Origin of the sequence: Arthrobacter sp. CAN_A6 (genome assembly GCF_015751715.1) — a bacterium.
Classification (GTDB): domain Bacteria; phylum Actinomycetota; class Actinomycetes; order Actinomycetales; family Micrococcaceae; genus Arthrobacter_D.
The window spans coordinates 38,324-55,677 of record NZ_JADOUV010000005.1 but is presented as its reverse complement, the minus strand read 5'-3'; the positions used below and the strand labels follow the sequence as shown (position 1 = coordinate 55,677).

Annotated in this window: 18 protein-coding genes; 7 read left to right on the top strand and 11 right to left on the bottom strand. The window is 66.3% G+C overall.

Going from position 1 to position 17,354, the window contains the following annotated elements; translation table 11 throughout:
* Positions 1-94: 94 nt before the first annotated feature.
* From aceE to IWX75_RS09920, 6 genes are all read left to right on the top strand, one after another.
* Positions 95-2,848: a pyruvate dehydrogenase (acetyl-transferring), homodimeric type gene (gene aceE, locus IWX75_RS09945; RefSeq protein WP_196822106.1), complete on the top strand. Its 2,754-nt coding sequence runs from the start codon at positions 95-97 to the stop codon at positions 2,846-2,848.
* 123 nt (positions 2,849-2,971) lie between these two features.
* Positions 2,972-4,234, top strand: a complete 1,263-nt coding sequence (locus tag IWX75_RS09940; protein ID WP_196822105.1) for a PucR family transcriptional regulator — start codon at positions 2,972-2,974, stop codon at positions 4,232-4,234.
* A gap of 78 nt (positions 4,235-4,312) precedes the next feature.
* Positions 4,313-5,278: an ACP S-malonyltransferase gene (locus IWX75_RS09935; RefSeq protein ID WP_196822104.1), complete on the top strand. Its 966-nt coding sequence runs from the start codon at positions 4,313-4,315 to the stop codon at positions 5,276-5,278.
* On the top strand, positions 5,275-6,336 hold the full coding sequence (locus IWX75_RS09930) for a beta-ketoacyl-ACP synthase III (protein WP_196822103.1): 1,062 nt from the start codon (positions 5,275-5,277) through the stop codon (positions 6,334-6,336). Before IWX75_RS09935 ends, IWX75_RS09930 begins: the two co-directional genes overlap by 4 nt.
* 79 nt (positions 6,337-6,415) lie before the next feature.
* A complete protein-coding gene (locus IWX75_RS09925) occupies positions 6,416-6,661 on the top strand; it encodes an acyl carrier protein (protein WP_026532858.1) in 246 nt (81 codons plus the stop codon).
* A gap of 125 nt (positions 6,662-6,786) precedes the next feature.
* Positions 6,787-8,022: a beta-ketoacyl-[acyl-carrier-protein] synthase family protein gene (locus IWX75_RS09920; protein ID WP_196822102.1), complete on the top strand. Its 1,236-nt coding sequence runs from the start codon at positions 6,787-6,789 to the stop codon at positions 8,020-8,022.
* A 210-nt stretch (positions 8,023-8,232) separates the two neighbouring features.
* Here IWX75_RS09920 and IWX75_RS09915 read toward each other — a convergent pair whose 3' ends face one another.
* The 6 genes from IWX75_RS09915 to IWX75_RS09890 all read right to left on the bottom strand — a co-directional run bounded on the left by IWX75_RS09915 (position 8,233) and on the right by IWX75_RS09890 (position 13,666).
* A complete protein-coding gene (locus IWX75_RS09915) occupies positions 8,233-8,736 on the bottom strand; it encodes a DUF3145 domain-containing protein (RefSeq protein ID WP_196822101.1) in 504 nt (167 codons plus the stop codon).
* A gap of 211 nt (positions 8,737-8,947) precedes the next feature.
* Positions 8,948-9,853: a tyrosine recombinase XerC gene (locus IWX75_RS09910; RefSeq protein ID WP_196822280.1), complete on the bottom strand. Its 906-nt coding sequence runs from the start codon at positions 9,851-9,853 to the stop codon at positions 8,948-8,950.
* Between the two features lie 163 nt (positions 9,854-10,016).
* Positions 10,017-10,538 carry a methylated-DNA--[protein]-cysteine S-methyltransferase gene (locus IWX75_RS09905; RefSeq protein WP_196822100.1) on the bottom strand — a complete coding sequence of 174 codons (522 nt, stop codon included), beginning with the start codon at positions 10,536-10,538 and terminating at the stop codon, positions 10,017-10,019.
* Between the two features lie 34 nt (positions 10,539-10,572).
* Positions 10,573-11,763 carry a DNA-processing protein DprA gene (gene dprA / locus IWX75_RS09900; RefSeq protein ID WP_196822099.1) on the bottom strand — a complete coding sequence of 397 codons (1,191 nt, stop codon included), beginning with the start codon at positions 11,761-11,763 and terminating at the stop codon, positions 10,573-10,575.
* Entirely contained in the window at positions 11,760-13,301 is a 1,542-nt protein-coding gene (locus tag IWX75_RS09895) for a YifB family Mg chelatase-like AAA ATPase (RefSeq protein ID WP_196822098.1), read from the bottom strand. Before IWX75_RS09895 ends, dprA begins: the two co-directional genes overlap by 4 nt.
* Positions 13,301-13,666 carry a YraN family protein gene (locus tag IWX75_RS09890; RefSeq protein WP_196822279.1) on the bottom strand — a complete coding sequence of 122 codons (366 nt, stop codon included), beginning with the start codon at positions 13,664-13,666 and terminating at the stop codon, positions 13,301-13,303. Before IWX75_RS09890 ends, IWX75_RS09895 begins: the two co-directional genes overlap by 1 nt.
* A gap of 210 nt (positions 13,667-13,876) precedes the next feature.
* On the opposite strand from IWX75_RS09890, the gene IWX75_RS09885 reads away from it, so the two are divergent.
* Complete coding sequence (locus IWX75_RS09885) at positions 13,877-14,119, top strand: hypothetical protein (protein WP_196822097.1); 243 nt, start codon at positions 13,877-13,879, stop codon at positions 14,117-14,119.
* A gap of 72 nt (positions 14,120-14,191) precedes the next feature.
* Here IWX75_RS09885 and IWX75_RS09880 read toward each other — a convergent pair whose 3' ends face one another.
* The 5 genes from IWX75_RS09880 to rplS form a co-directional block, all read right to left on the bottom strand.
* Entirely contained in the window at positions 14,192-14,518 is a 327-nt protein-coding gene (locus tag IWX75_RS09880; RefSeq protein WP_026532850.1) for a DUF2469 domain-containing protein, read from the bottom strand.
* The gene (locus tag IWX75_RS09875) at positions 14,499-15,269 is read right to left on the bottom strand and encodes a ribonuclease HII (RefSeq protein WP_334684245.1); all 771 of its coding nucleotides are present in this window, start codon (positions 15,267-15,269) and stop codon (positions 14,499-14,501) included. Before IWX75_RS09875 ends, IWX75_RS09880 begins: the two co-directional genes overlap by 20 nt.
* Positions 15,266-16,153, bottom strand: a complete 888-nt coding sequence (lepB, locus tag IWX75_RS09870; protein ID WP_196822096.1) for a signal peptidase I — start codon at positions 16,151-16,153, stop codon at positions 15,266-15,268. Before lepB (IWX75_RS09870) ends, IWX75_RS09875 begins: the two co-directional genes overlap by 4 nt.
* A 95-nt stretch (positions 16,154-16,248) precedes the next feature.
* A complete protein-coding gene (gene lepB / locus IWX75_RS09865; RefSeq protein ID WP_334684244.1) occupies positions 16,249-16,935 on the bottom strand; it encodes a signal peptidase I in 687 nt (228 codons plus the stop codon).
* A gap of 9 nt (positions 16,936-16,944) precedes the next feature.
* A complete protein-coding gene (rplS, locus tag IWX75_RS09860; RefSeq protein ID WP_026532848.1) occupies positions 16,945-17,304 on the bottom strand; it encodes a 50S ribosomal protein L19 in 360 nt (119 codons plus the stop codon).
* Between the last annotated feature and the right edge of the window lie 50 nt (positions 17,305-17,354).

The following is a 17,354-nucleotide window of genomic DNA, read 5'->3' as shown; positions in this document are numbered from 1 at the left end:
ACCGCAAGGCTACGCATCAATTCTCGGAGATATCTCTCCGGAGCAAAAGTCATAAGCGTCGCAGACAGAATCTGTGTAAGTGGAGAGGTTTCGCGTGGCTGCAGAAGAAGGTACGGCGGATATTCTGAGTGGTTTGACCGTGGGCAAGCCCGATGGTGATCCTGAGGAGACGGCTGAGTGGATCGAATCCCTTGACGAGTTGATCCGGTCCCAGGGTACGGAGCGTGCGCAGTTCATCATGCGTTCCCTGCTGCAGCGGGCGGGTGCGCAGAGCGTCGGCGTGCCGATGGTGACCACTACTGATTACGTCAACACGATTCCGGCGGACCAGGAGCCCGAGTTTCCCGGAGATGAGGAGATCGAGCGGAAATACCGTGCGTGGATGCGGTGGAACGCCGCGGTGATGGTGCACCGCGCCCAGCGTTCGGATATCGGGGTGGGTGGCCATATCTCCACGTACGCCGGTGCCGCAACCCTGTATGAGGTCGGCTACAACCACTTCTTCAAGGGCAAGGACCATCCCAGCGGTGGAGATCATGTCTTCTTCCAGGGCCACGCCTCGCCGGGCATGTATGCGCGGGCGTTCCTCGAGGGCCGGTTGAGCGAGGATGACCTCAACGGGTTCCGGCAGGAGAAGTCGAAGGAAGGCTCCGCGCTTTCCTCGTATCCGCACCCACGGCTGATGCCCGGGTTCTGGGAGTTCCCCACCGTGTCGATGGGCATCGGGCCGATGAACGCGATCTACCAGGCGCAGTCGAACCGGTACCTCGCCAACCGCGGCCTGAAGGACACCTCCGGGCAGCAGGTGTGGGCATTCCTCGGTGATGGAGAGATGGACGAACCCGAATCGCGGGGCTTGTTGCAGCTCGCCGCGAACGAGGGCCTGGACAACCTGAACTTCGTGATCAACTGCAATCTGCAGCGCCTCGACGGACCGGTGCGCGGTAACGGCAAGATCATGCAGGAGCTGGAGGCGTTCTTCCGCGGTGCGGGGTGGAACGTCATCAAGGTGGTGTGGGGCCGCGAGTGGGATGACCTGCTGGAGAAGGACCGCCAGGGTGCGCTGGTGGACATCATGAACCAGACTCCCGACGGCGACTACCAGACCTACAAGGCCGAGTCCGGCGGGTTCGTGCGGGATCACTTCTTCGGCAAGTCCCCGGAGACCAAGGCCATGGTGGAGGATCTCACCGACGCCGAGATCTGGAACCTCAAGCGCGGCGGGCATGACTACCGCAAGGTCTACGCGGCGTACAAGGCAGCCACCGAATTCAAGGGCAAACCCACGGTCATCCTCGCCAAGACGGTCAAGGGCTACGGCCTGGGACCGCACTTCGAGGGACGCAACGCGACCCACCAGATGAAGAAACTGACCCTGGAGGATCTGAAGGCGTTCCGGGACCACCTGCGGATTCCGGTCACCGATGAGCAGATCGATGATGATCTGTACAACCCTCCGTACTACCACCCGGGCATGGACGCACCGGAAATCAAGTACCTGATGGAGCGCCGGCGGGAGCTGGGCGGGTTCGTGCCCGAACGGCGCACCAAGCACACCGAGGTGACCCTGCCGGGCGATGCAGCCTATGAGGTCGCCAAGCGGGGCTCGGGTAAGCAGCAGGCCGCCACGACCATGGCGTTCGTCCGGGTCCTCAAGGAGCTGATGCGCGACAAGGGCTTCGGTACCCGGGTGGTGCCGATCGTCCCGGACGAGGCGCGGACCTTCGGCATGGACTCGTTCTTCCCGACCGCGAAGATCTACAACCCCAAGGGCCAGAACTACCTGTCCGTCGACCGGGACCTGGTCCTGGCGTACAAAGAATCCACCAGCGGGCAGATCCTCCACGCCGGAATCAACGAGGCCGGCTCGATGGCAGCGTTCACCGCTGCAGGCACTGCCTACGCCACGCACGGCGAGCCGCTGATCCCGATCTACGTGTTCTACTCGATGTTCGGATTCCAGCGCACCGGGGACTCGATCTGGGCCGCGGCGGATCAGATGACCCGCGGGTTCATCATCGGGGCCACCGCCGGACGCACCACGCTCACCGGCGAGGGACTCCAGCACGCGGACGGACACTCCCCGATCCTGGCCTCCACCAACCCGGCGGTCATCACCTATGATCCGGCTTTCGGCTACGAGATCGGGCATATCATGCGCGACGGCCTGAACCGGATGTACGGGGACATCGGGGACCGACCCGAGTCGTTCCGCAACGTCATGTACTACATCACCGTCTACAACGAGCCGTTCGTCCAGCCACCGGAACCGGAAGGGCTCGATGTCGAGGGCCTGCTCAAGGGCATCTACCTGGCCGCTCCGGCGAAGATCGACGGGCCACGCACCCAACTGCTGGCCTCAGGTGTCGCAGTGCCGTGGGCGATCGATGCCCAACGGATCCTCGCCGAGGACTGGGGTGTCTCCGCCGATGTCTGGTCCGTCACCTCGTGGAACGAACTACGCCGCGACGGACTGGATGCTGAGGAGGAAGCGTTCCTGAACCCCGACGCCGAACCCCGCAAGCCCTTCATCACCCAGCAACTCGAGGGTGCAACCGGTCCTATCGTGGCGGTCAGTGACTTCATGAAAGCCGTCCCTGATCAGATCCGTCAGTTCCTGCCCAACGAGTTCGCGACCCTGGGCGCTGACGGCTTCGGTTTCTCCGATACCCGTGCCGCAGCCCGCCGCTACTTCAAGATCGACAGCCACTCAGTCGTGGTCCGCGCCCTGGAGATGCTCGCCCGACGCGGCGAAGTGGACGCCGACGCCCCCCGGGAGGCCATCGAGAAGTACTCACTGCACGACATCAACGCCGGTACCACCGGCAACACCGGAGGCGAAAGCTAACACCATCCCTCCACGCAACTGAAGACGACGACGGGCAGGCCTACCAAGGCCCGCCCGTCGTCGTCGTATTTTGTAGCCATCCCACAAATGGAGGTTGGTCCTCGAAAAACGTATGCTCGGACCATGCCGTCGCCAGAAGTCCCCTCCAGCGTCCCGCGGAACGGTAGCCGGAACAACGGGCAGGTACCGCCCGATCCTGACACTGTGGAGAAGCTGCGGTCGAAGATCGGTTCGCTCTCGACGGCGACGCTCAAGCAGCTCGACGCCGACCTGCCCTGGTACCGCGGGCTCCGACCCGACGAACGCTCGGCCCTGGGGCTCGTGGCGCAGAAGGGCATCGCATCCTTCGTCAGCTGGTACCAGCGGCCGGTCTCCCCTGCCTGGGTACTCAGTGACGTGTTCGGAACCGCGCCCACCGAGCTCACCCGTTCCATCAGCCTCCAGAAAGCGCTGCAGCTGATCCGGGTGGTGGTCCAGGTGGTCGAGGACCAGGTGCCCTTCCTTGCGCCGGCCGCCGATCAGGGGCCGCTGCGCGAAGCCGTCCTCCGCTACTCGCGTGAAGTGGCCTTCGCGGCGGCCGACGTCTACGCGCGCGCCGCCGAGACGCGGGGTTCCTGGGACACCCGCCTCGAAGCACTCGTCGTCGACGCAATCCTGCGCGGTGAGAGTTCGGACGCCCTGCGGTCCCGGATCGCCGCGGTCGGCTGGAAGTCGCAGGCGCGGATCACGGTCATGGTGGGCAGCTCTCCCCCGGAACCGAACGCCGCTTTCCTGGGGGAACTGCGCCGGGTGACGGGCAGGCTCGCGGAGGACACCCTCGTCGGCATCCAGGGGGAACGGCTCATCCTCGTGCTCGGCGGCGTGCGGGAGCGCGATTCCTCCTACCGCCGGATCAGCGAACTTTTCGGCGCAGGTCCTGTGGTGTACGGTCCGGAGGCGGAGTCACTGGTCGCTGCGAGCAGTTCAGCGCAGGCTGCCTTCGCCGGACTGACCGCCGCTGCTGCCTGGCCCGGTGCGCCGCGCCCGGTCTCTGCCGAGGACCTCTGGCCCGAGCGTGTTTTCGCCGGCGACGACACCGCGCGGAAGTCACTCGTCCATTCCATCTACCGACCGTTGCAGAGCGCCTCGAACGGCCTGGAGGAAACCCTGTCCGCGTACCTCACCCTCGGACATTCCCTCGAGGCGACCTCGCGTGAACTCTTCGTCCACGCCAATACCGTCCGCTACCGGTTGCGACGGGTATGCGATGTCACCGGCTGGGATCCGTTGCTCCCCCGTGAGGCCTACGTGCTCCACACCGCCCTGGTGGTGGGACGGCTCTACCAGTCGGTCAAACCCCCGGCGGAGCGGCTCCCCCAGCGGTCTGCGGACCTTCGTACCTTGTAGACTTCCTACAAAGCGGCTTGGACAGCTTCGTACAGCCGAACACCCGGAAAAGTGACCGTCCTTTGGAAAGCTGGAAACGTGCTTGCAATCGCCTGCCCCGGCCAGGGGTCCCAGACGCCAGGATTCCTCAACCCGTGGCTCGAGTTGCCCGGAGTGGCCGACCACCTTGCTGCCCTGAGTGAGCAGGCCGGGGTTGACCTCATCCGGCATGGAACCGTCTCGGACGAGGACACCATCAAGGACACCGCGGTGGCGCAGCCGCTGATCGTCGCCGCGGGACTCGTGGCGGGACGGGTACTCCTCGAGGAACGTCCCCTCACTGCCGGAACAGTGGTGGCGGGCCACTCGGTGGGCGAGCTCACCGCCTCGGCAATCGCCGGCGCCCTCAGCGAGGCCGACGCCGTCGCCTTCGTCCGGGTGCGTGCAAACGCCATGGCCTCCGCCGCCGCCGCCACGCCCACCGGGATGAGCGCGGTGCTGGGAGGCGATCCCGACGACGTCGCCCGGGTACTGGCCGGGGTGGGGCTCACTGCGGCGAATGCCAACGGAGGCGGGCAGGTGGTGGCAGCGGGGACCCTCGAGCAGTTGGCGGCGCTGGCCGCTGCACCTCCCGCCAAGGCGCGGGTCATCCCGCTCAAGGTCGCGGGTGCGTTCCATACGGGCCACATGTCCCCCGCCGTCATGGCGCTCGAGACACTCCGCCCGACGCTCGCGCCGTCGGAACCGGTGGGCACGCTGCTTTCGAACTTCGACGGCCGCCCCGTGAGCACGGGCGAGGCGAACCTCGACAGCCTGATAGCACAGGTTTCGCGGCCGGTCCGCTGGGACCTCTGCATGGCGTCGATGCAATCGATGGGTGTGACCGGCATGGTCGAACTCGCCCCAGCAGGCACCCTGACCGGTCTTGCCAAGCGCGGAATGCGCGGTACGGCGGCGTTGGCCGTAAAATCTCCTGAGGACCTCGAGGCGGCTCGCACATTCATCGTCGAGCATTCCCGCACTCCGGACCTGGATCCAGCCCTTACCGCAGAAGGACTTTCGTGAGCACTCCCGTCATCAAGCAGGCAGCCCTCCGCGAGCACACGCGTATCCACGGGTTGGGCATCTACCGTCCCAGTGTCGTCGTGACCAACGAGGATGTCTGCCAGTGGATCGATTCCTCCGATGAATGGATCCGCCAGCGCACCGGCATCGTGACGCGCCGTCGTGCGCCCCGGGACGTCAGTGTGGTCGATATGGCCGAAGCGGCGGCACGCGAGGCACTGGCCGACGCCGGTATCCAGGCCTCGCAGCTCGGTGCAGTGCTGGTCTCCACCGTCACCCACCCGCACGCAACGCCGTCCGCCGCGGCGCAGTTGACCGACCGCCTGGGAGCCACCCCCGCACCCGCCTTCGACATCTCGGCGGCCTGCGCCGGATACTGCTACGGGATCGCGCAGGCGGATGCCCTGGTCCACGCGGGGAGCGCCGAATATGTCCTCGTGGTGGGGGTCGAGAAACTGTCGGACTTCATCGACAACAGCGACCGCACCATCTCCTTCATCCTCGGTGACGGGGCAGGCGCTGTCGTCATCGGGCCGTCCGACTCCCCGGGTATCGGGCCCTCGGTATGGGGTTCGGACGGCAGCAAGCACGGCGCGATCCGCATGAGCCATTCGCTTCTCGAGATCCGCGACTACTCACTCGCTGCCGCAGCAGGCCGGGAGGGTGCTCCGGCGGAAGACGCCGAGGCACAGGCAGCGCTGTGGCCCACGATGCGCCAGGACGGCCAGACAGTTTTCCGCTGGGCGGTCTGGGAGATGGCGAAGGTTGCCCAGCAGGCGCTCGACGCCGCGGGAATCACCTCGTCCGACCTCGTAGCTTTCGTGCCGCACCAGGCAAACATCCGTATCATCGATGAAATGGTGAAGCAGCTGAAATTGCCTGGACACGTGCAGGTGGCACGCGACATCGTCGACGCCGGAAACACATCGGCGGCGTCCATCCCGCTGGCCATGCACCGCCTGCTGAAGGAGCAGCCGGCCCTGAGCGGCGGGCTCGCCCTGCAGATCGGGTTCGGAGCCGGTCTCGTCTTCGGCGCGCAGGTTGTAGTACTCCCCTAGTTTTCCAAACCCAAACCGCGTCAGCGCGGTTTGACCAACCACGCCGGGAAACACCGGCATCAACAGAAAAGGAGCCACCATGGCTAGCAACGAAGAGATCCTGGCCGGTCTGGCTGAAATCGTCAACGAGGAAACGGGCCTTGCGCCCGAGTCGGTCGAAATGGACAAGTCCTTCACCGATGACCTCGACATCGATTCCATCTCGATGATGACCATCGTGGTCAACGCCGAAGAGAAGTTCGGCGTCCGTATCCCCGATGAGGAAGTCAAGAACCTCAAGACCGTGGGCGACGCCGTGAACTTCATCTCCGGCGCGCAGTCCTAGTTCCATCGGTTCTGCTCCCTCGGGAGTCCGGCGGCCGCCTTCGGCATTCTGTCCACGGGCGGCCGCCTTTTCACCACGTGCCCCGGGTTGCCCGGGCCGCAGCCTAGCTTTGAAAGAGTGACAGAATGCCACGCAAAGTAGTCATCACCGGCCTTGGAGCAACCACGCCGATCGGCGGGGACGTCCCCACCATGTGGGCGAACTCCCTCAAGGGAGTCTCGGGCGCCCGCACCATCGAGGCCGACTGGGTGCAGAAGTACGAGCTTCCTGTCACGTTCGCCGCGCAGGCGACGACACCGGCGAGCGAGGTCCTGTCCCGCGTCGAGGCCAAGCGGATGGACCCCTCGACCCAGTTCGCCGTCATCGCATCCCGCGAGGCATGGCGTGATTCCGGCATCGAGGACGTCGATCATGACCGGCTCGCGGTGGCCTTCGCCACAGGGATCGGCGGTGTCTGGACACTCCTCGACGCATGGGACACCCTGCAGGCGAAGGGTCCCCGCCGTGTCCTCCCGATGACCGTTCCCATGCTCATGCCGAACGGCCCCGCGGCGGCGGTGAGCCTCGACCTCGGTGCACGTGCCGGTGCACACACGCCGGTCTCCGCGTGCGCGTCGGGGACCGAGGCACTGCACCTCGGCCTGGACCTCATCCGGTCGGGCAAGGCCGACGTCGTCATGTGCGGTGGCGCCGAGGCGGCCATCCACCCCATGCCCATTGCCGCTTTTGCGTCCATGCAGGCACTGTCCCGGCGTAACGACGAGCCCGAACTGGCCTCGCGCCCCTACGACCTCGCCCGGAACGGCTTCGTCATGGGCGAGGGTGCCGGCGCCCTGGTCATCGAGGCAGAGGAGCATGCCCTCGCCCGCGGTGCGCGTATCTACGGCGAACTCGCGGGTACCTCGGTCACTGCTGACGCCTATCACATCACCGCCCCCGATCCCGGTGGCCTCGGGGCCACGCGCGCACTGAAGGCAGCACTGTTCGACGCACGTGTCCAGGCCTCCGACGTGGTGCACGTCAACGCCCACGCCACGTCCACCCCGGTGGGAGACAAGCCGGAGTACGTGGCACTGAGGGCCGCCCTCGGCTCCCAGCTGGACAACGTTGCGGTATCTGCCACCAAGTCCCAGACAGGGCACCTGCTCGGAGCATCCGGCGCTGTTGAGGCCGTCATGACGGTCCTTGCCGTCTACGAACGCACGGTGCCCGTGACGATCAACCTCGACAACCAGGACCCCGAGATCCCCCTCGACGTGGTCACCTCGGAGCGGAAGCTGCCCGCGGGCGACATCGTGGCCATCAGCAATTCCTTCGGCTTCGGCGGGCACAACGCCGTCATCGCCGTGAAGAACGTCTAGGAGCAACACCCGACGCTGCACCCGGCGGGACGCAGCCCCCGGCGGAACGCCCGGTCCGGCCCAGTGCCGGACCGGGCTCGCACCGATGTGGGATGATCCCGCGGACGCGGCTACGGAACCCTGCGGGAAGGGACGGACGCGGCGGCTACCACGCATGCGGGCAGGCTCTGCACAGCGCCGATCATCGGAGCTTCATGGCGGGCGGGCGGCTCAACCGACCTGATGCAACCAGCGCACCGGCGCACCCTCGGCAGCATGCCGGAACGGTTCGAGTTCCTCGTCCCAGGATTCGCCCAGCGCGAGGGACAATTCGTGGTAGACGGCGGCCGGGTTTCCGGCACCTGCTTCATAGGCGTAGCGGATGCGATCCTCCGAGACCATGATATTGCCGTGGACGTCCGTGGTGGCGTGGAAGATCCCGAGCTCGGGCGTGTGGGACCAGCGCCCGCCGTCGGCGCCCGTACTCTGTTCCTCGGTGACCTCGTAGCGAAGATGAGCCCAGCCGCGCAGCGCGGACGCCAGTTGCGCGCCCGAACCCTGCGGACCTACCCAGGAGAGCTCGGCGCGGAACATTCCGGGCGCGGCAGGCTGAGGGGTCCACTCAAGGTCTGTGCGCTTGTCGAGGACCGAGCCGATCGCCCACTCGACATGAGGGCACAGCGCAGAAGGGGCCGAGTGCACGTACAAAACACCGCGCGCCATCACAACAGACATTCCATCCTCCATAGCTGTAGGTACGTCTTCCCCAACGACCTTCAAGGTGATGAAAACTGCTGATTTGCTGGTGCTTTCCGGCCACTGCCCACAGGAGTTGCTGCAGGTTGTGAACTAGGGAACATTCTGCCGCACCCGGGCTGATTGCGCCACTGGTATTACTTGCTTTTTTTCGGTAGCCCAAGTAGGCCTACTCGATCCGAGGCGTTCTTCAGGCTCTGGGGTGGGCTTGCTCGTAACTGCGGCGGAGCCTGTCCACTGACACATGGGTGTACAGCTGCGTTGTGGCGAGGCTGGAGTGTCCGAGTATTTCCTGCACTGCCCGAAGGTCGGCGCCACCGTCCAGAAGATGCGTGGCAGCGCTGTGCCGGAGGGCGTGCGGCCCTGACGCTGCGGTATCGCCCAGCTCGGCGAGAATCTTCTGCACGCCGGCGCGGACGGTCCGCTGGTCGATCCTGCCCCCACGCCGTCCCAGGAACACCGCGGCTCCGCTGGCGGGCGTTCTGAAGGCGGGCCTTCCACGGCGAAGCCAGTCGTCGAGCGCATGGGCTGCCGGCACGCCGAAGGGAACGGTTCTTTCCTTGTTGCCTTTGCCCAGCACCCGTAGCGTTCGGCGTTCCAGGTCGAGGTCGTCGATGTCCAGCCCCACCAGCTCCCCCACCCGGACCCCGGTGCCATACAGGATCTCCACCATGGCTCTCAGCTGGAGTGCTCCAGCATCCCCTTCGGCGGCAGCTTCGGCCAGCGAGGCGAACAGCGTGTCCAGCTGCCCGCGGCTCACCACCTGCGGCAGGGTCTTTTGCCGTTTCGGAGCGCGTAGGCGTAGGGAAGGATTCGCAACGACGAGTTCTTCCCGAACGGCCCACTCCATGAAGGTGCGTGCCGTGGCCGCCCGCCGGGCGATGGTTGACCTGGCAAGGCCTGAAGCATCAAGCGCTCCGAGCCAGGCCCTGAAGTGCCGGAGCTCCAGCTTGTCGAGCCGGTGGATGCCCTGTCCCTGGACGAAAGCGAAGAGGAATTCGAGGTCAGCGAGGTAGGCACGGACCGTATGGGTGGAACGGTTCCGCTCCGCCGTCAGGTAGAGACGGTAACGGTCCAACGCGCCGTCGAAGTCCATGGCATGGCCGACGGTGTCACGGCCGTCCCAGGGAACAGGTACCTCGGCTTCCTCTGCCATCATGCTCCTTCCTGCCTCGGTCCTTATTCTCCTACTGTGCACTTCCGGGTGCGCAGGGCCAAGGCGGCACACCGGACGAGCCGGGTCCGTCGTCCTTCGGATGCTATGACGGCAGCATGCCGGCGCCGCCTTCGAGGTCGAGCAGGAACTGCTTCATCTCCACACCAGCGGCATATCCGGTCACGGCCCCATTACCGGCCACCACCCGATGCCCGGGGATGAAGATCGAAAGCGGGTTCGCCCGGATCGCCGCACCGATCGCCCGGCCCATGGCCGGGTTCCCCAACTCGCTCGCGATGTCCCGGTAACTGCGCGTCTCCCCGCAGGGAATCTCCATCACGGTTTTCCACACCCGCAGCTGGAACGCAGTGCCGACGATTCCGAGGTGGACATCGAAGGACTTCCGGTCCCCGGCGAAGTACTGGCCCAGCTGCACTTCCGCTTGTCCGACTGCTGACTGGCGGGGCGGCTGCCCTCCCCCGGCAGCCAGGCCGAAAGGGGTGCCGAGCTTCGCCGGGGACGGATAGGGACTGTGGTCGGCATGGTAGACGCCCACGAGCTCCGCGTCCTCCTCTACGAGGATAAGGCCCCCGATACGGCTGTTGATGGCGGAGTGATATCTCACGGTTCCTGACCTCCCTGGTTGGATGAACGGCGCTTCAAGGCTTCTTCGCCCGACGCCAGCCGTCATTCGCTCGCGCAGCCAGCCCTTCGATCTCCAGGCGGGACAACCCCGCGATGACTTCACGGGTGCTCAATCCTGCGACGGACGCCAGTTTGTCCACTGTGGACGTTGCCCGGACGGGTAGCGCATCAAGAAGCAGGATGTCCTGCACGGGGAGCCCGTCATGATCCAGTACGGGCACCGCCGGCTCCACTTCGGGTTCCGAGCCGATCGGCCCCGCCATTTCCGCGACTTCCGCCGCATCCGTGACGCAGACCGCGCTGCCATCCCGCAGCAGACGGTGGCAACCGGCCGAATTGGCGGAATGTACCGACCCGGGTACGGCTCCGACCGGTCGACCGAGGCCGGCCGCATGATGCGCCGTGTTGAGCGCTCCGGACCTCCAGCGCGCCTCCACGACCACCGTCACCGCGCTCAGGGCCGCGATGAGCCGGTTGCGCTGGAGGAACCTCCACCGGGTGGGCGAGGAGCCGGGAGGGATTTCGGAAACCAGGAATCCCTGCCCAGCTATTGCACGGAGCAGTTCCTCGTTCCCCGCGGGATAGTAACGGTCGACGCCGCAGGCCATCACCGCTAGCGTCGGGGTGCCCTCCCAGCCCCCACCGACCGCGAGCGCGGCCCGGTGTGCCTGGGCGTCGATACCGTAAGCCCCTCCGGAGATAATAGTGAAGCCTCGTCCCACCAGGCCGGATGCGAGGTCCCCGGTGACGGCGTTTCCATAGTTCGTGCTGTCCCTCGATCCGACGAGAGCCACCACCCGCTTCAGCGTCGGGAGTTCTCCGGGACCTCGGACCCAGAGGCACAGGGGTGCAGCCAGCTGCAGGTCACCGAGCGCCGCGGGCCAGTCCGGAGACTCCGGCACCACGAGCCTTCCGCCCAACCGGCCCATCGTTGCGAGGTCACGTTCAGGGGCGAGGTCCTTCAGCCGCGGTGCCCACCGCTCAAGGGCCTCAGCCAGGACATCGTGCGGGCCGGAGTCCAGGTCGAGGCGGCCCGCCACCTCGTGGTGGAGCTGTGCACCGGCCTTGAGCGACCCAGTAGCGATCCGCAGCGCGTCCACGGGTCCTGCGGCCACAGTGAGAGCCAGTCCCACCGCATCCGATGGCTCGAACAAGCGGGACAGCGCCGCTCGGGACAGGAGTACATCCGCTGGGACGCTACTCATGCCGCACGCTCCTGAAGTCGGAAGCCGAGCGCCAGAACGACGTCGTCGGCCTCCGGCTGCGTGTGGCCCTGCAGGTCCGCGACGGTCCAGGCAACGCGAAGCGTACGGTCCCAGCCACGTGCGCTGATGAGGTTCCGGTCGAGCGCCCGGTCCAGTGCTGCGGTGACGGTGCGAGGCAGTCGGAGTTCTTCCCGGAGGATTTTTCCCTGCACCTCGGAATTGGTGGAGTATCCCCAGGGGATGAGGCGGGCGGCCTGGGCCTGCCGTGCACGTGCGACCCGCCGCGCTACCGTGGCCGTGGTTTCGGCTGTCGCCCCGCCGACGTAGTCGTGCAGCGCTACCCGCTGCACGGTGAGTTGGAGGTCGACGCGGTCCAGGAGCGGCCCCGAGAGCCGGTTGAAGTAACGCCTCCGCTGCTGCGCCGTGCACATGCAGTCGATTCCCTTTCCGTTGGCGAGACCGCACGGGCACGGGTTGAGTGCGAGGACCAGTTGGAAGCGGGCGGGGTAGGAGGCGGTACCGGCCGAACGGTGCAGGACGAGGGTTCCGCTTTCAAGCGGTTCGCGGAGGGCTTCGAGGACGCGTCTCTCGTATTCCGGCGCCTCGTCGAGGAACAGGACGCCGCGGTGCGCCCGGGATGCGGCTCCGGGACGCGGTATGCCGCTGCCCCCGCCGATGATCGCCGCCGCGGTGGACGTGTGGTGGGGGCTCTCGAATGGCGGCCTCCTCCGCAGCTCGGCGCAGGAATGCTCGCTACCCAACGAATGGATCGCCGTCACCTCCATGGCGTGGTCATCCGTGAGGTCCGGGAGGATCCCGGGCAGCCGCTCCGCCAACATCGTCTTGCCTGCCCCTGGTGGCCCCACCATCATCAGGTGATGCGCACCCGCCGCTGCCACCTCGACGGCGAAGCGCGCCTCCGCCTGACCGGCGATGTCGGCCATATCGCTGGAGAGACCACTCGACTGCTGGGTATTCGTCGGTTCCTGGCCGGCGGCGTCCGTCGGAAGTGGGAGCTGCACCTTCGAGGCGTCGGCACCGAAAGCCAGGGCCACCTCGGCAAGGGAGGCGAACCCGGAGACTTCAGCGTTCGGCACCAGGGCGGCTTCGGCGCGGTTGCCTTCCGCCACGACCACGCGCACGTGGCCGGCCTGGACGGCGGCCATGACCGCCGGAAGGACCCCGCGGACCGGACGCAGCTGCCCGTCCAGGCCGAGCTCGGCGAGGAAGACGATCGCCCCACAATTGCGGACGTCCCCGGCGGCCGCAAGGGCAGCCATGACAATCGCGAGGTCGAACCCGGAGCCGCGTTTCGGAAGGGACGCCGGAATCAGGTTGACGGTGATCTTCCGCCGGCTGAGCGGGACGCCCGCGTTACGCGCCGCAGCCCGGATGCGGTCCTTCGCCTCGTTCAGTGACGCATCCGGCAACCCCAGCAGCACGAACGCGGGCAAGGTCTGACCGATGTCGGCTTCGACCTCGACGATGTGCCCGTTCAACCCCACGAGGGAGACCGAATAGGTACGTCCCAGCGCCATCAGAGAACTGCCCGCAAATGCTCGATGCGCGGATTCCCGGAGCCGTCGTCGAGCACCGAAACCGCATCCACCCGGAACCCGGAGAACCGACAGTTGTGAGCACGCGCCCACTTCGAAGCCAGCAGGTACAACCGCTCCAGCTTGCCCGCCGTGATCGCCTCCAGCGGATGCCCGAAATCCTCCGAACTGCGCGTCTTCACCTCGACGATCACCAGCGTGGTTCCGTCCACCGCCACCAGGTCTATCTCCCCCGCACTGCACCGCCAGTTCCGGTCCACGATCCGCAACCCGGACCGCTCCAGGAACTCCGCAGCAGTCGCCTCTCCGCGCCGCCCCAGCTGGTCCTTCGCCAACATGTCCACCACCTCCATCCCAAGCCTGCGGGCACGAGGAACAGCGGCGGCCGGCAGGCACCGCTATGTGGGCAAGTCGACCCTCTGGCCGCCTGTGGAGGAAGAATCGGGGTCGCACTGAACAAGGGCTATGCCCGGTACCGGTTGAGGAACAGGGTCCCAACGGCGACAATGAGGGAACAACGCGAACGGGTACGCGATTCGACTACATGAGGGGTTTCCATGGCTTCGAGCAACGATCTCGTGCCCGGCGGAAGCGAGGCCGACCGCCTCGAACAGCTGACGCCGGCAACACCGGATGATTCCGCTGCCGGACCGGCGCTGGGTGAGGGTACGGGGGGATCCGAGGCCGACCGCCTGGAGCAGGCAGTTGAAACAGCCGACGACGGCGAGGACGGATTCCCGCACGGAGCCGCCGACGTCGACTTCGACGACGGGGACTTCCAGGACGTGGACGACGACTGAAGCAGGCCTTCCGGCGCTTTTTCCCCGGCGAACCGCGGTTCGCCGGCCGGTAGCGCCAGCCGACAGTTGAAGCTAGTTCCCCAGCGCCCCATCCTTGGGCAGCGCGATGTCATCCGACTTCGACAGCTCCTCGACATTCACGTCCTTGAAGGTGATCACCCGGACGTTCTTCACGAAACGGGCCGAACGGTACACGTCCCAGACCCAGGCGTCCTGCAGCGTCAGATCGAAGTAGACCTCGCCGTCGGCCGACTTCGCCTGGAGGTCCACATTGTTCGCAAGGTAGAACCGCCGTTCCGTCTCCACCACGTAGCTGAAGAGCCCTACGACGTCGCGGTACTCCCGGTAGAGCTGGAGCTCCATGTCGGTTTCATAGTTCTCAAGATCTTCGGCGCTCATGATCCCATTCTGCCCCAATCTCGGGGCCGGTCATTCCGGGCTGTGCGGGACTTCCCAGGCGCCAGGACCGCCGGTGGTAGTCACTGGATCCTCGAGCGTCGATGGCGGCCCGATGCAGTGCCGTCGCATAGCCCTTGTTCACGTCCCACCGGTACGCCGGGTGGTCGGCGGCGAGCGACGTCATCAGTGCGTCACGCTCGACCTTCGCAAGGACGCTTGCGGCCGCAACACTGAGACACTGCAGGTCGGCCTTGATCCTCGTATGCACGGGCGCATCGCAGCCGGAGACCATTGTGTCTCCGGGGCCCGCTCCGGCGTCGTCGAAAAGGGAATCCTGCCGCCGGGAGGAGAGCCAGTCATGGTTTCCGTCGAGGATGACGACGTCGGGACGCACCGTCGCGACCACCTGTTCCCAGGCGCGGTTTCCCGCAGCCTGCAGCGCAGCCATCAGGCCCACGTCGTCGATCTCCGCGGAACTCGCGTGGCCCACCCCGTAAGCGAGCGACCACTTCCGGATGCGCGGCACCAGCGCCTCACGCTCGGCGGGTGAGAGCAGCTTGCTGTCCCGCACCCCGCGCAGACCCTTTCCCGCCTCGAGGTCGACGACGACGATTCCCACCGAGACCGGGCCCGCCAGCGCTCCCCTGCCGACCTCGTCGCAGCCCGCGATGTAGCGGTGGCCGCCGGTGGAGAAGGACCGCTCGAAGACCAGGGTGGGCGCAGCGGAGCGCTTCCGGCGCGCTGCGGTCACCTGCCCTCCGGTGCACCCGCGGCCGCCGGTTCGGGGATCCCCTCGAAGACCTCGGGATAGTTGCCCAGGAAGCCCATGTGGTTGAGTGGCCAGGCGATCACCGCAGCCTTCCCCTCGATGTCGTCGACATCGATGAAGCCCTGGCCGGGCCTGTCGGTGTTCGCTCGGGAATCAGCCGAGGCATTGCGGTGATCCCCCATCACCCAGACCTTCCCTTCGGGTACGACGACGTCGAAGGGCGTGTCCGACGGCGCGGCACCGGGGAACAGATAGGGCTCGACCAGCGGTTCGCCGTTGACCGTGATACGTCCCTCGGCGTCGCAGCAGATCACGCGGTCACCTTCCATGCCGATGACCCGCTTGACGAGGTGCTGCTGCGAGTCATCGGGCGCGAGGCCCACGAAGATCAGCGCATCCTTGACCCAGTTGTTGTCGACCTGCTGGCCGGGCGTGAGCCAGCCTTCGGTATCGCTGAACACCACGATGTCCCCGCGCTCGAGCGCGAACGGCTGGGGAACGAGTTGGTTCACGAAGATGCGGTCGTCGATCTGGAGGGTGGTCTCCATGGACCCGGAGGGAATGTAGAAGGCGCGGAACAGGAACGTCTTGATCAGGAAGGACAGGACGAGCGCAATCACGACGATTGTCGCGATCTCCTTGAGCCAGCCCGCGAAACTGCGGTCCTGCTCCTTCGGGGCACCTCGGCGTCCGCGGCCTCTCACGGATAGGTCCGGCGCCTCCGGATGCCGGGGATCCGCTCCGGAAGCGGTGATGTCCTGGGTGCCCGGGGTCCCATCGGATCCGGGAGCATCCGTCCGTGAAGCATTCGAGGGCAGCGGACCGCCCGCGTGGTTACCGGGCTTCCGACGGAAGTTTCGTGGCATCTGCTGCATTCCTCAATGTCGTTCCGGTGCCGGTCATACGGCCACCGCGTTTGCTCTCGTTCAGAAGGTTCTTACAGGCGGTTCAGGACTCTGTGTCAATCCCGGGCGGACGGCCCGATCCGACCGGCCCGATCCGGCGGCCAGACGAGGTGCACCACCTCGCCGATCACGCGATCAGCGGCCACCAACCCGCCGCCCGGTGCCCCCAGCAGCGACCGCGAGTCCATCGAAACGGACCGGTGATCGCCCAACAACCACAACCTACCCTCCGGGACCTCGACATCGAACTCCGTTTCGCTGGGAGCGTCGGACGGGAACAGATACGGCTCATCCAGCGCGTCGCCGTTCACGGTGACCCTGCCGTCGTCGGCGCAGCAGGCCACCCGGTCCCCCGGCACGCCGACCACCCGCTTCACATACACCGTCTCGCTGCCGTTCAGGCCCAGCCACTGCCCGACGGCGTCCACTACGCGCACGGGCACGCTGCGGTCATCATGAATGGGATCGAAGGATCCCCGACCGTTGAAAACGACAACGTCGCCCCGCTCGATTCGCTCTGCAGCGTTCCCGGTCTTGCTGACCACCACGCGGTCACCCTCCTCGAGGAGCGGTTCCATGGAGCCCGACGGTATGTAGTAGACATCGACGAGCAGAGCCCGCACGACGCCGACCACCAGGACGGCGAAAAGCACGGCGGAGAACACGAAACGCCAGCCCGTAATCGCGGACCGGCGTTGAGTGTGCTTCCCAGCCGTAGGAGGGGAAGCGGATGTTTCAGGCACCCGTGAAGGTTACTTGACCGTCTTGGGGTCGCGCTTTTCCTTGATCTTGGCTGCCTTGCCGCGGAGTTCGCGCATGTAGTAAAGCTTCGCGCGGCGAACGTCGCCCTTCGAGACCAGCTCGATCTTCTCGAGGACCGGGGAGTGCACCGGGAAGGTACGCTCCACGCCGACGCCGAAGCTGACCTTGCGGACCGTGAAGGTTTCGCGGATGCCGTCGCCCTGGCGTCCAAGGACGAAGCCCTTGAAGATCTGGACACGGGTGTTCTTGCCTTCAATGATGTTCACGTGGACATTGACGGTGTCCCCGGCGCGGAACGCCGGGATGTCGGTGCGGGCTGAGGCCGCATCGACGGAGTCGAGAATATGCATGGTGCTTCTCCTGGTGAACGCCACAGGTCATTCACGTGGGTCACGGCGGT

What these genes read in the sequence shown, in the direction of transcription:
- IWX75_RS09940 (WP_196822105.1), top strand. Translation starts at nt 2,972, where the DNA reads ATGCCGTCGCCAGAAGTCCCCTCCAGCGTCCCGCGGAACGGTAGCCGG.
- dprA (WP_196822099.1), bottom strand. Translation starts at nt 11,763, where the DNA reads ATGAGTAGCGTCCCAGCGGATGTACTCCTGTCCCGAGCGGCGCTGTCC.
- IWX75_RS09910 (WP_196822280.1), bottom strand. Translation starts at nt 9,853, where the DNA reads ATGGACTTCGACGGCGCGTTGGACCGTTACCGTCTCTACCTGACGGCG.
- IWX75_RS09920 (WP_196822102.1), top strand. Translation starts at nt 6,787, where the DNA reads ATGCCACGCAAAGTAGTCATCACCGGCCTTGGAGCAACCACGCCGATC.
- lepB (WP_196822096.1), bottom strand. Translation starts at nt 16,153, where the DNA reads ATGCCACGAAACTTCCGTCGGAAGCCCGGTAACCACGCGGGCGGTCCG.
- IWX75_RS09885 (WP_196822097.1), top strand. Translation starts at nt 13,877, where the DNA reads ATGGCTTCGAGCAACGATCTCGTGCCCGGCGGAAGCGAGGCCGACCGC.
- IWX75_RS09925 (WP_026532858.1), top strand. Translation starts at nt 6,416, where the DNA reads ATGGCTAGCAACGAAGAGATCCTGGCCGGTCTGGCTGAAATCGTCAAC.
- rplS (WP_026532848.1), bottom strand. Translation starts at nt 17,304, where the DNA reads ATGCATATTCTCGACTCCGTCGATGCGGCCTCAGCCCGCACCGACATC.
- IWX75_RS09880 (WP_026532850.1), bottom strand. Translation starts at nt 14,518, where the DNA reads ATGAGCGCCGAAGATCTTGAGAACTATGAAACCGACATGGAGCTCCAG.
- IWX75_RS09895 (WP_196822098.1), bottom strand. Translation starts at nt 13,301, where the DNA reads ATGGCGCTGGGACGTACCTATTCGGTCTCCCTCGTGGGGTTGAACGGG.
- IWX75_RS09915 (WP_196822101.1), bottom strand. Translation starts at nt 8,736, where the DNA reads ATGTCTGTTGTGATGGCGCGCGGTGTTTTGTACGTGCACTCGGCCCCT.